Source organism: Polaribacter sp. 20A6, assembly GCF_011378915.1.
Classification (GTDB): domain Bacteria; phylum Bacteroidota; class Bacteroidia; order Flavobacteriales; family Flavobacteriaceae; genus Polaribacter; species Polaribacter sejongensis.
This window is the reverse complement of sequence record NZ_WTPZ01000011.1, coordinates 49,367-62,604: the sequence shown is the minus strand read 5'-3', so window position 1 is coordinate 62,604 and position 13,238 is coordinate 49,367. Positions and strand designations below refer to the sequence as shown.

Here is a 13,238-nt window from a genome sequence, read left to right as displayed (position 1 = left end):
TAAGATTACAAGGGGTTTACAAAACTAATTCAAATTCAAATAATATTTTACCACCCTGGGTTCTGCGTTAAATTCTCTAGGCTCAATACAATTTCTTCTGTAGGTATTGGCGACAAGTAATCTCTTCCTATTTTAAACTCAAACCCTGAAGGAATTGTATTCTTATAAGGATCTATATTACCATCTGAGTTTACAAGAATAGAATTTCCAATTAAATCTGTAAATTCTGTTTCCATATCACCACTTCCAATTATTTTAAAGCCTAACAATCTTTTACCAACAATTAATTCATCTGCAGCTGCCCAACGCATTAAGTCATCAAAACGCTTTCCTTCTAATGCCAGCTCTACTCTACGCTCTCTTCTAATTTCATTAATAACATCGCTTAATGCAGGAAATGCTTTGTTTGAATCTGCAACTGGTGCTGTTGATAAGTTTGGCATCCCTACACGAGTTCTTAATAAATTAATAGAAATATCTAAATCTCCTTGTGTTAAAGTACCTAACTCTGCCTTTGCTTCCGCATAGTTTAACAATACCTCTGCATATCTAAATATAATAGCCCCCGTCCAACTATCATATCTTTGAGCCTCATCTGTAGTACCACCTTTGTAGATTTGAAAACCTGTTGTTGAAGTAATTTCATTGTTTCCCCTAAATACTGGAAATTCAAATATTTCATCTGCTACCCCTGAGTTTACAGTTATTAAATCTCCAGGTGTGCAAATTGTTTGTGCAAGCCTAGGATCTCTATTCGCAACAATATCTGTAAGACTACTTTCTTGATTTACATTGTACATTGAACTCACTGAAATTGGTTGTCCATCTAAAGCTAAATAAGAATCTACTAAAGATTTAGTTACACCAGTTCCAGAACCTGTGTACGGTAAATAATGACCAACCTTATGACTTACTCCTTCAGAAACACTATATTTTTTCCAAAACATTACTTCGGGATTTCCTGAATAATCGATTTGATTGAATAAATCCCAATACGTTTTATCGGTTCCATTATTATACAAAGAATAATTCCCTTGATCTATTAATGTTTTTGCAGCTTCTGCAGCCCATTCTAAAAACTTAGTACTTTCATTAGTTGGTGCTGCAAAGACAGTACCATCATGATATTTCTCCCAAGTACCTTCATAAAGACAAATAGTAGATTTTAAAGCCAATGCAATACCTTGGTGCACTCTAAATGATTCTGCAGAGCTTTGAGGCTTTAACTTAGCAATCGCCATATCTAAATCTTCTACTATTTTAGTAGCCAATTCATTTCTAGGTAATCTTGGAGAATACAGTTCTGGAGAATCTGTATTTAACGTTTTAACAATATGTGGCACACCACCATATCGTTTTAATAAATTGAAATAAAACATAGCACGGAAAAAATAAGCTTCTCCATTATAATGCTTAATGGTTACTTCATCTCCTTGCGCAGTACTACTATTTTCAAGATAAAAATTTACGGCTCTAATGGAGTTAAAATTCCAAGAAGCATCAGTTGTAGGTACATTTGTAGAATTACCTACTAATCTAGTATTAACAAAAATATCTGCAAGATTATCACTATTATTATCTATTTCAAAAGTACCGCCATTAAACCCAGAGTGAACTTGAAATGATGTATAAAATTGATTTAAGAAAAGTGCCAGATCATTGGGAGTTTTCCAATACGCCTCTGGAGAAATTTCATCCTCGGGTAATTTATTTAATAAATCATCAGAACAGCCTATAAAAGAAACCATTGCTAAGATTAGAGTGATGTATTTTATGTGTTTCATAATATATATATATTTAAAATTGAACATTTAAACCAAGTGATAACGATTTTTGAAGTGGGTAAATTTTACCACTTCCCCAATAACCTCCAGTAGCTTCAGGATCGTACATTGTTGGCATATCTGTAATGGTAAGTAAGTTTTCGCCTGTTACAAATACTCTAAGTTTTTTAAGATTTAATTTTTCCATGATATCTTTAGAAAAAGTATAACCAAGACTCACATTTTTTAATCTTACGTAAGCTCCATTCTTTAAATACCTAGTTTGCACTTCTTGATTTCTCCAAGCACTATTAAAAGTAGGTCTAGGTAAGTATGCGTCTGTATTATCTTCAGACCAATAATCTGCATGTTCTACAAATGCTGCAGACTGCCATTGGTTACCTACCGCACCAAAAGTATAAGGATCTTGTTTTCCTGTATTTACATCTCTTTTTCCAACACCTTGCCAGAACATAGAGAAATCAATACCTTTATAGTCTAAACCTGCAGTAATAGAGTAAGAATATCTAGGTGTACTGTTACCAATTACTTTTTGATCTCCAGCATCATCTGAAGTAGACTTACCCCAATCTATATGACCATCTCCATTTATATCATTATACTTTACGTCTCCTGGTTTCCAAACACCACCCCAAAAAGTAGATTGATCAAAACCATTATCTATTTCATCTTGATTTTGATATAAACCTAGTGTTTCAAATCCCCAGATTTCTCCAAGTGTTTGCCCTTCACGGAACGTATTTAATAAGTTGTTTGGGTTACGGTATTTTGTAACTTTTGTTACAGCATCAGATAAAACAACACCTACATTGTAACCAACATCACCAATATTATCTTTCCACTGTATACTAAAATCAAATCCTTTTGTTTCTATAGACGCATTATTAGCTTGTGGTGCCGAAGTACCTAATAAAGCTGGTAAACGTTCTGCAGGACCAAACATATTGTCTGTAGATCTTATAAAGTACTCAAAAGTCATTTGCAAACGATTGTTATACGCAGCTAGATCTAACCCGTAGTTATCTGTTTTTACTGTTTCCCAAGTAATATCTGGACTAATAAGACCAGGAGTTGTAGTGTAATTTGGTCTTCCAGAATCTCCTAACCACCATAAATTGGTATTAATAGGCATACGAGAAATATATAAATAGTTAGACACATTTTGGTTTCCAATAGATCCTGTAGAGTAACGAAATTTAAACATGTTAATTCTATCTATCGTCCAAAAATCTTCTTTTGCTACGTTATATCCAACAGAGATAGACGGAAAAAAGTTCCAACGACTGTCTGGTGCAAATCTAGATGATGCATCATAACGTCCGTTAATTTCAAAAAGATATTTTTCTTTGTAATTGTAATTTAATCTTCCAAAATATCCTTGTGTAGCATAAGCACCTGCAGAATCATTTACGTTATCTTCTCCAACTGCTGTAGATATAGATGGCACATTGTCTGTTATAAGATCATTCTTAGAACTTGTTAAAGAACTATAATCCGTATTTTCTTGTTGAAAACCAAACAATCCCGAAAAATTATGTATTTCGTTTAACGATTTTTCATAAGAGATAACTAAGTTAGGTGAAACATAGTTAGATTCTGAAGCATATCTAGTAAAACTATTATTTTGACGAATTAATCTGTCTTGTCCATCTGGCTCTGTAACACTTACTTTAGCACTATGAGAAGTAATATTAGAAGTACCACGTTGGTAATAAAGACTTGTTTTAATCTTTAAATTCTCGATAGGTTCAAATATTAAATCTAGACCAGCATTGGTGCTTAGGTCTTTAGACACACGTCTACCACCTCCTAAAAGAAAAGGAATTTCTGAACCATCACTATAACTTCCGTTTGGCATTACAACACCGTTTACAGGCCAGCGTCTTGCTATGTTATGTAAATATAAACCTGGATCATAACTAGGCCTATCTAAATCTTCTCTAGCAATTCTAATATTTGCGTTAAAAGTAAACCAATCGTTCATTTTACTTGAAACCTTACTATTAAGCGTATATCTCTGGTATGTATCATCACCAAAACTCATTATCCCTGGCGCATTAAAGAAAGAACCAGACACATTATAATTCACTTTATTTTCGTTACCAGAAAAGCTAAGATTGTGCTGCTGACGTACTACTACATCTTTATACATAACATCAAACCAATCTGTATTTGCATTAGAACCAGTATATTGTTCCCATTTAGTACCATTTGCATTCGGAACTGTTACAGGTGTATTTATAGGGTCGGCGATATAGTCTTTTATACGACCTAAAACATCATCACTAAATATAGGAGCACCACCACCATTGGTAGCAGATAGGTTAAAATAATTTGCAAAATCTAAAGAATTCATCATTTCCGGAGTTTTTGTCGGTGATGAATAAATAAAATTATTTGAATATGTAATAACATGCCCTGACACTCCTTCACCACTCTTAGTTTTCACCAAGATAACACCAAAGGCTGCTCGAGATCCATAGATAGCTGAAGAAGATGCGTCTTTTAAGACAGAAATACTTTCTATATCATCTGGATTTATATTATTTAAATCTGAAGGATCACTTAATGGAATATCATCTACAATAACCAAAGGAGATCCCGTTCCTTGAAGGTTACCAACACCACGAATACTAATATTCATACTAGATCCTGGCGCCCCACCTGCATTCCCTACAGTTAAAGCTAATCCTGGTACAGATCCTTGAATAGCCTGCATTACGTTACTTACAGGTCTATTTTCTAATACCTCTGCATCTATAGTACTTACAGCTCCCGTTAAATTTCCTTTTTTCTGAGTACCGTAACCTACAATAACGATCTCTTCTAAAGTACTTGTATCTTCAGTTAAACTAGCGTTAACCACTTGTTTTCCGTTTACAATAATCTCTTTAGTTGTAAAGCCAATGTAGCTAAACTGAAGCGTAGCATTCGCACTTACGTTAATTGAATAATTTCCATCAAAATCAGAAACTACCCCTTTTTTTGTTCCTTTCTCCATAATGTTAACACCAGGTATTGGGTCTTCATTATTAGCATCGGTAACTGTACCGGTTACTGTACTTTGAGCATGAACAGTCATAAGACCGAACGCAAAAAATGTAAACAGTAACAAACTTAGTTTTTGAATCATAAAATTTAGTTTATAGTTGAGTTATGTATTATGTATTACTTAATACAAATATGCATAAAATTTTGTTAATTTTTTATATCATTTCGACAAGTAACAATACAACTGCTATAAAGAGCAAGTTAGGAAGTATGAGCTAAAAAAGCATATAAACAATAAAATCAGTTAGTTATCAATTCAAAATGATAACTAACTGATTTAAAAAAAAACAACTATTTTAAATACTACTTTATTCGTATGTTAAATATGCAGAAACTAACCAATGATTTAATTTATCTCCGTCTACTGGTGTAGCAGCAATTTTTATTTTTAATGTGTGATCTCCCGCTTTTAAATCTCCTAAATTAACAACCATAGGCTTTACAAAAGAGCCTGGACACCAATTAGATCTAGATAAATCTGATGAAGCAATACGTTCTTCAATTTCTTTAACTTGATAAGAATGAGTTTTAGAATCTATATAAGATGCAGAATCTTTTCTAATCCAAACGCCAGAAGTAGGGTTAAATCTTCTAAATGAAGCACAATCATCTCTCCAAGGAATGGTATCTAAAACCAATTTGTTGTTAAAAAACACACTATTCTTAATTTTGATAAATTCATCACCACCACTATGCCCTCCATGACCTGTTGTAATATAATGTAATTTTACATTTTTTGCATTCTTTTTTAAATGTATAGACTGTTCTAAATCATTATGAGCAAAATTATCTGGTATTTGCTGTCCACCAACGTAAGGTATTGTATTCACCAAAGGCAATACAGATACTTTTTGCTGTTTTCTATTAGAGTACGTTAGTTCTAAGTCAAAATCATAGCCTTCTGCTGTCCAAGTATCAATCCAAACACCAACATAAAATGTACCTGTTACTAAACTCTCTAAATCTGTAATGTCATTTTCCCAAACCACTTGTTTTTCCCAACTTGGTATGTATACTGGTCTTCTATATTTTACTTTATTGTCGCTATAATGCCCTACTCCAAAAGGAGTCATAAATCGCATTAGTTCTACAACAGGATTGTAATTTGTTCCTTTTACAAAACCGGCATATTTACCATCGATATAAGAATCTTTTGGAAAATCATTCTTTTTTTCTGTAACAGAAAGTATAGATAGTTTTTTTGGATCACTTACTACAAAACAAGAACCAGATTTATCCCAACGATCACCATTTGAGCGTACAGTTATTTTTATTTTTACGTCTGTTCCTTTTTTAAACTCTGGAATGCTTACTTTTTTATACACCAATCTTCCGCTCATTAAGCTTACTGCCTCTGAGTCTGTACCTTTTTCGCCACCAAAATTTAAAACTTGTTTATTAAATACATTAATTTTAGTACTATTTTCTTGCGCAAACAAATTAACACAAAGCACTAATAAACTGATTGTTATACTATTTTTAAACTTCATTTTATTCTAATTAATTATTATTTATGTAATGTATACTTAATAACAACAGGTAGGTGATCTGACGGAAATTCACCATCTTTAGAATCACTTAAAGTTGCATATTTTAATACTTTAACCTGTTCTTTACTTGTAAAAATATAATCTATTCTATCTACAACTGGTTTGTTAAAATCAAAAGCATTAAAGGTTCCGATAGGCCCAAAAGGTTGTGATTCACTTGCTATCTTAGCATCATTAAAGGCATTGGATAATAATTGAATGGGTGCTGTTTCTGGTTTCAAGTTAAAATCTCCAATTACAAGAACAGGTAAATTATCTGTGTTAAATTCGGCTATTTTATCAATGATTAATTTAGCACTTTTTACTCTCGCTATGTTACCAATATGATCAAAATGCGTATTAAAAACCCAAAACTGATCATTATTAGACTTATTAATTAAAAGAGCGAACGTACAAATTCGCTCCATAGAAGCATCCCAACCAACCGAAATTTTATTTGGTGTTTCAGACAACCAAAATGTACCTTTATTTAGGACATTAAATTTTTCTTTCTGATAAAAAATAGCACTGTACTCACCTTTGGTTTTACCATCATCTCGTCCAACTCCTACATAAGAATAACCTACCAAAATACTATCTAAATACTGTACTTGATGCTCCAACCCTTCTTGTATACCAAAAACGTCTGGACTATTATACACTATTTGATTACTTAAAAAATCTTTTCTATTGGACCATCTATTTACACCATCGTTCGGGTTATCATATCTAATATTATAGGTCATTATTTTATAGGCTTCTTTTTCCGAAGTACAAGAAAATAAAAAACAGACTAAAAGTAAAATAACCGTTTTTTTCATATTATTTATTTATTTATTGGTAAAAATCGGATAGCTTGTCCACCACCACCAGCTAATTTTATAGTAAGATTGGTTTTTGAAGTCACTTCTTTTTTTAGAATATCAATTTCTGTCGGATTGGTTTTCCAATCGGCATTCATACCATCGGCATAGATTTGAGCGATGTACGTTTTATTCTCTTCAAGAAAACTTAACTCTATATCTAATTCTCTTTGGCTCTCATCCGTAATGCTTCCTAAAAACCAATCATCACTATTTTTATCTTTCCTAACAATGGTTATGTAATCTCCTATTTTTCCATTAATCATTTTTGAAGACTCCCAATCTGTAGCAACATCTTCAATAAATTTAAAAGCAGGTTGATTTTCATAATTCTCTATCAAATCGGATGCCATTTGCATTGGGCTATACAACACAACAAATAAAGCTAATTGCTTTGCTAATGTTGTATTTACCCTAGAAGTCCCATCGTCTAAATCATTCCATTTCACTCTGTTTTTAGCGTTTTTATATAAAATATCAAATACACCAGGTGTATAATCTATTGGTCCTGCTAAACCTCTTGTAAAAGGCAAAATTGTATAATGTTCTGGTGGATTCCCTGAACTCCAAGCATTCCATTCCATACCTCTTGCACCTTCACGAGTCATCATATTTGGATAGGTTCTTCTTATTCCTGTGGGTTTAATCGGCTCATGAGCATCAATCATAATTTTATATTTAGTAGCAGTTTTAACAACCTCTCTATAATGATTTACCATAAACTGCCCATGATGAAATTGACCTTTTGTTTGAATGCCTCCTGCGTAACCCGTTTTTACAGCTTTAACCCCCAATTGTTGATACATTGAAAAAATAGGTTCTAATTTATTTTCAAAAGATTGTGCAGCCCCACCAGTTTCAACATGACCAATAAATGAAATGTTTTTTTCAGTTGCATAGTTTGTAACTTCTTTCAAATTAAAATCGTCGTAAGGTGTTACAAAATCGAAAGCATCCTTCTTTCCCCAATTTTCCCAACCTGTATTCCAGCCTTCAACTAAAACACCTTTAATTTTATGTTTGTCTGCAAAATCGATGTATTTCTTTGTTTCTTCGGTTGTTGCTCCATGTCTTTCACCTAAAGTCCAAGTTTGTGTTCCTAAGTGCATTCCCCACCAAATTCCAATATACTTCATGGGTTCAACCCAAGACACATCTTCAATTTTATTTGGTTCATTTAAATTCAAAATTAAATTAGACTCCACTAAATCTTTTGCATTGTCTGTTATTTGAATGGTACGCCAAGGAGAAACCATTGGTGTTTTTGCTTTTACTTTAACACCATCTGGCCACGGTGCCAAATCACTTTTAAAAGAAAATGAGGCCGCTTTATTTTTCTTTAAAGTCATGCCTGCATAATTTGTTAAATTCGCTTCATGAATACTTATAAAATTACCAGCTTCCGTTTCTAATGTTATTGGTGTATTTGCTGACTCAATTTCATTTAAAGATGCATTTTTATAGAGTGTTTCGTATGATTCAAAATTTGCTGGAATATACCAACCACTATGGTTTTTCACGAAATTAAATTCCGTTAATTCTTGTGTAATTAGAAGACTGTCTACATTTTTTTGTTTAGGAATTTCATAGCGAAACCCAATACCGTCGTTGTAAACTTTAAAATAAAGATTCAGTTTTCTTTTGAATCCATCTTTTTCTTGTAAGCAAATTAATAGTTGATTGTAATTATCTTCTATTACACTTTTTTCTCCCCAAGCTGTAGTCCATTTGGTGTTGGATTGTGTAATGCTATAATCTGTTACTATAAAGTTTTTAGATAAAGGATTTGCATTTTTAAATTCGTACCCTAATTTTGAGGAATTTATAATTACAGAATCTTTAAAATTAACCATGTAAGATATACCACTGGTCGTCTGTATTGATACCCCAATTTTGTTATTTGGTGATTCAATTTTTAAAACCTTTTCACTAGAGCAGCTTACAAATGAAAAAATTAACAAGAATGCTATATAAGTTTTTTTAATCTTCATCTTTATTTAATAAATTTTAATTTACGATTGGCCTTATTTAGCCGAACGACCTACATTAGAGCGAAACGTTAGTTTACTGGTAGCATCGGTTACTTTTTTAAACTTTAGAACGATTCCCTTTTTATAGATTAAAGCGACTACCTTGTAAACTTGTTACTTCTTTACCTCTAACTTTTTTACCTTTAAAGTTGATAGATTGATGCCTAAAAATGGCACAGCTTGATTCTACTTATACTATTCCTTTTAAGCAAAATAAAAAGGAAAATTAGAATTAATTTTTATACCAATAACTTAATTTATATTAAGTTAATATTTTGTATTCTAGTAATTTACGATTCTAAAATCAATAGCCCAGTCTTTCTTTTGCATCTTCTTGATTAAAATCAGATTTTTTAAAGGTATGAGCTTCTGTATTAAATACGTGCTCATTAAAATTAAATTCACCTTGAGAAAAAGCTATATAAAAGTATTTGAATGTTTCTGCAAAAACATAAGTAGCTAAATAATCTTTTGGCTCTTTTGTTCTAACATCTTTGATTGAATTGTAGGCTACATCATTTCTACAATACTTATTTATATCTTTCCAATACTTCTTAATCATATTCAAATACTCTTCCTTACCTGTTATTTCATGAAGGTAATATGCTGACTCAATTATTTCTGGGTTTATTTCTGATTCTGCATATTCAATTCTATCCTCATCATATTTATATCTAGTTGGTAGAAGTCCATTTTTATCCCACAACCAATCCCAAGTTTTTTGATTTTTTTCTGCGGCAGAAATATCTCCAGAAATTGCTTGTATAGCAGGGAAAAAAGCATCGTATAAAGATACAGAGCGTTTTAATACTTTACCTGTTTCCATATCAACAATAGTGTAGAATGTATGTCCCTCGTATTCATCTAACAAATATTCATCAATTTTAGATTTACTAAAGTCCCAGATTTCTTTAATTTCAGGATCAGGAAAAATCATCCAACTTTTATACATGTATTCATAATAAGCATCAACTCCAGCCTGCAGATGGTGCCATTTTGTACCAACCCATTCACCTGTATTTATGTTTATTTGCTCACCAGGCAAACCTATTTTTGATTTGCGATTAAAGACAGCTTTTGTTGCTTTTTTAGCAGCTTGATAGTATTTAGGATCCTTTGTATAATAACTTAAAATACCAAACTCAAATAAATAAGTGGCTGCTTGTGCAACGTTAACCACATCACCTTTTCCTTCTCCTAAATTACCTGCTAACTTGCCTGTTTTTAAATTAACTGAATGAGCAGGAATTCCTGTAGGAGTATTAAATGCTGGTAAAATTCTATCACCAAAATCTTTAGTTTTAGCTAAAATAGCTTCGTTTTTTGTGTAATGATACATTGATAATAAACCACCTAAAATTCTTATGTTTACCTCAAAAGTTTGAACATATAAATCTTTATCCCAATCCATTGCGAGCGCATAGTCTTCAATTTCTTTAGCTTCTTTTTCTAAGCCCATTACTTTTAAGGTGCTATAAGCGTCTATTGGAGAAATTCCCAAAGAACCTTCATACCAATCTTTGTGTGATTTAGATAAAGGTAATAAAACATCATGACCCCAAGCATATTTTTTATAAGCATTCCAAGAGCGTAATGTTTCTTTTTTAACTTCATCTTGGAGCATTGAAATTTCTTTATCCTTTACTTTCTGTTTGGTTTTTGTTTTATCTTCTTGCTTACAAGAAAGCAACATGAATACACTAAAACAGATAACTATTAGTTTATTGATTTTAATCATTTTTACTTAGTTTATTTTTGAATAATTTTTAAATTTTGACCATTAACAAATTCATCATTTGAAATAAAATAACTCTTATAATTTTTTCCGTTAAGTTCTATTCCTTTTATAACAGCTTCTTTATTACCAACTCTTTCAATTATAATTTTTTTGTTCTTATAATATCTTGTGTCTAAATGAATGGTAATTTTATCAAATGTCGGTGCTGTAATTGTGTACATAGGATCTGCAGGAGAAACTGGATATATTCCCATCATGCTATAAATTAACCAAGCAGACATGGTTCCAGTATCATCGTTTCCAGGCAAACCTGCCGGTTTATTTGTAAAATATGTATGAATTAAATTGGTAACACGTTGTTGTGTTTTCCATTCATATCCTTTTGCATAGTTGTATAAATAGGGGTAAGCAATATCTGGTTCATTCGCCATATCAAATTGTTTTTTCTCAAAAACTTCATCTAATTTAGCAACGTATTCTTTTTTACCTCCCATTAACTTCATTAGGGCTTTTGTATCATGTGCAACCATAAAAGTATATTGCCATGAATTCCCTTCTATAAATCCGACATTTTTTTCGAAATTAGCACCTTGATTAGGATTAAAAGGCGAATGCCATGAACCATCATCATTTTTTGGACGCAATAAATTAAATTCCTTGTCAAAGAAACTTCTATAGGAAACAGCACGATTAGAAAATAATTTATAATCTTTTTTCTTCCCTAATTTATTTGCCAATTGTGCGATTGCAAAATCACTGATGTTATATTCTTGTGTTGTTGAAACAGAACCGCTATTGGTTGTTTTTGTTGATAAATATCCGTTCTTTATATAATCTTTAATTCCTGGTCTTAACGAGTTGTTTTCTAGTTGTGTAGCGCTTTTTCGCATGGCTTCATACGCTTTTTCAATATCAAAATCTTGTATGCCTCTTAAATACGTATCTGCTAGAATAATTCCTGCAGGATCACCAACCATTGTGGTTGTTTCGGTTGCATTCAGTTCCCATTTAGGTAACCATCCGCTTTCATCATAAATATTCAACATACTTTTAACCATATCCGATTGTTGTTTTGGATAGATCAAAGACATTAAAGAATGAAGGTTTCTATAGGTATCCCAAAAAGAAAATACGGTAAATCGTGTTCCGTCAGTTTTTGCAGTTTTGCGTTTTCCCATTGTTGGATATTCGCCATTCACATCATTTAACGTATTCGGGTGAATTAATGTGTGGTACAACGCTGTATAAAAAATAGTTTTATCATCTTTTGTTCCGCCTTCTACTTCAACTTTAGATAATAATTGATTCCATTGTGAAGCAGTATTTTTATAGATAGCATCAAATGATAAATGTTGCGTTTCCTTTTCTAAATTTTCTCTGGCATTTTCTATACTAACGTAAGAAACACCAATCTTAACCTCTACTTGCGTTGGTTTTTCAAAATTATAAGTAAAATAAGTTCCAATACTATCGCCAATAACCTCTTTTCTATAGTTTTTATAAAAGCGTTTTTTGCCATTATATCCCATCCATTGTCCTTCTACACCTTCGTTTTTTCTAGTTTTTTTCCAAACTCCAAATTCATCAGCTGGTTTACTAAATTTTGCAACAAAATAAACAGGATATGATTCTTCTGGTTTGTAATAACAAAATGAACCCACATTACGCATGCCTTCTATTTCGGTTGGCGATACTACTTTAACCATAGCGCCTTCTTCGTTGGTTAAACCCAAGCCTAAATTGATTAAGATGTTCGATTTTCCTTTTGGAAATGAATATTTACTTACGCCAACTCTGGTGGTTGCAGTAAGTTCGGTTTTTACATCATATTTTGAAAGTTGAACACTGTAATAACCAGGTTTTGCAACCTCATTTGTATAAGTCGTTCCGTATTTTAAATGATCTGTTTCCAGTTCTCCTGTTGTAGGCATCGCTAAAATAACACCCAAATCTGGACAACCAACACCACTTAAATTTACATGAGAAAATCCGGTTAAAAAAGCATTTTCATTTACATAAGGTGTAGACAACCATTGGCTATCTTTTTCTAAAGGTAAATTTTTAGGACCAGCAACATTAAAAGGCGATGCACTTGCCATTCCTCTTGGTGCAATTGCACCAGGATTTGTTGCTCCAAAATTAGATGTTCCAATAAATGGGTTCACATAATCGATAGGTTCTTGTGCATTAATACACGTTAAAAACGATATCATAAAAATTAACAAACAAGTATCTTTATTCAT

The 13,238-nt window shown here is 32.1% G+C and carries 7 protein-coding genes; all 7 read right to left on the bottom strand.

Annotation, left to right across the window (positions count from 1 at the left end; genetic code table 11):
* Positions 1-47: 47 nt before the first annotated feature.
* Positions 48-1,784, bottom strand: coding sequence for a RagB/SusD family nutrient uptake outer membrane protein (locus tag GQS57_RS17375; protein WP_165734247.1), 1,737 nt, complete (start codon positions 1,782-1,784; stop codon positions 48-50).
* A 13-nt stretch (positions 1,785-1,797) separates the two neighbouring features.
* Entirely contained in the window at positions 1,798-4,917 is a 3,120-nt protein-coding gene (locus GQS57_RS17370) for a TonB-dependent receptor (RefSeq protein ID WP_165734246.1), read from the bottom strand.
* A 226-nt stretch (positions 4,918-5,143) separates the two neighbouring features.
* Positions 5,144-6,325, bottom strand: a complete 1,182-nt coding sequence (locus GQS57_RS17365) for a PNGase F N-terminal domain-containing protein (protein ID WP_165734245.1) — start codon at positions 6,323-6,325, stop codon at positions 5,144-5,146.
* A gap of 17 nt (positions 6,326-6,342) precedes the next feature.
* Positions 6,343-7,185, bottom strand: a complete 843-nt coding sequence (locus GQS57_RS17360; RefSeq protein WP_165734244.1) for an endonuclease/exonuclease/phosphatase family protein — start codon at positions 7,183-7,185, stop codon at positions 6,343-6,345.
* Between the two features lie 5 nt (positions 7,186-7,190).
* Positions 7,191-9,218 carry a glycoside hydrolase family 97 protein gene (locus GQS57_RS17355; RefSeq protein WP_165734243.1) on the bottom strand — a complete coding sequence of 676 codons (2,028 nt, stop codon included), beginning with the start codon at positions 9,216-9,218 and terminating at the stop codon, positions 7,191-7,193.
* Between the two features lie 343 nt (positions 9,219-9,561).
* A complete protein-coding gene (locus GQS57_RS17350) occupies positions 9,562-10,995 on the bottom strand; it encodes a glycoside hydrolase family 47 protein (RefSeq protein WP_165734242.1) in 1,434 nt (477 codons plus the stop codon).
* A gap of 11 nt (positions 10,996-11,006) precedes the next feature.
* Positions 11,007-13,238: a GH92 family glycosyl hydrolase gene (locus GQS57_RS17345; protein ID WP_165734241.1), complete on the bottom strand. Its 2,232-nt coding sequence runs from the start codon at positions 13,236-13,238 to the stop codon at positions 11,007-11,009.

What these genes read in the sequence shown, in the direction of transcription:
- GQS57_RS17375 (WP_165734247.1), bottom strand. Translation starts at nt 1,784, where the DNA reads ATGAAACACATAAAATACATCACTCTAATCTTAGCAATGGTTTCTTTT.
- GQS57_RS17360 (WP_165734244.1), bottom strand. Translation starts at nt 7,185, where the DNA reads ATGAAAAAAACGGTTATTTTACTTTTAGTCTGTTTTTTATTTTCTTGT.
- GQS57_RS17365 (WP_165734245.1), bottom strand. Translation starts at nt 6,325, where the DNA reads ATGAAGTTTAAAAATAGTATAACAATCAGTTTATTAGTGCTTTGTGTT.
- GQS57_RS17345 (WP_165734241.1), bottom strand. Translation starts at nt 13,238, where the DNA reads ATGAATAAAGATACTTGTTTGTTAATTTTTATGATATCGTTTTTAACG.
- GQS57_RS17355 (WP_165734243.1), bottom strand. Translation starts at nt 9,218, where the DNA reads ATGAAGATTAAAAAAACTTATATAGCATTCTTGTTAATTTTTTCATTT.
- GQS57_RS17350 (WP_165734242.1), bottom strand. Translation starts at nt 10,995, where the DNA reads ATGATTAAAATCAATAAACTAATAGTTATCTGTTTTAGTGTATTCATG.
- GQS57_RS17370 (WP_165734246.1), bottom strand. Translation starts at nt 4,917, where the DNA reads ATGATTCAAAAACTAAGTTTGTTACTGTTTACATTTTTTGCGTTCGGT.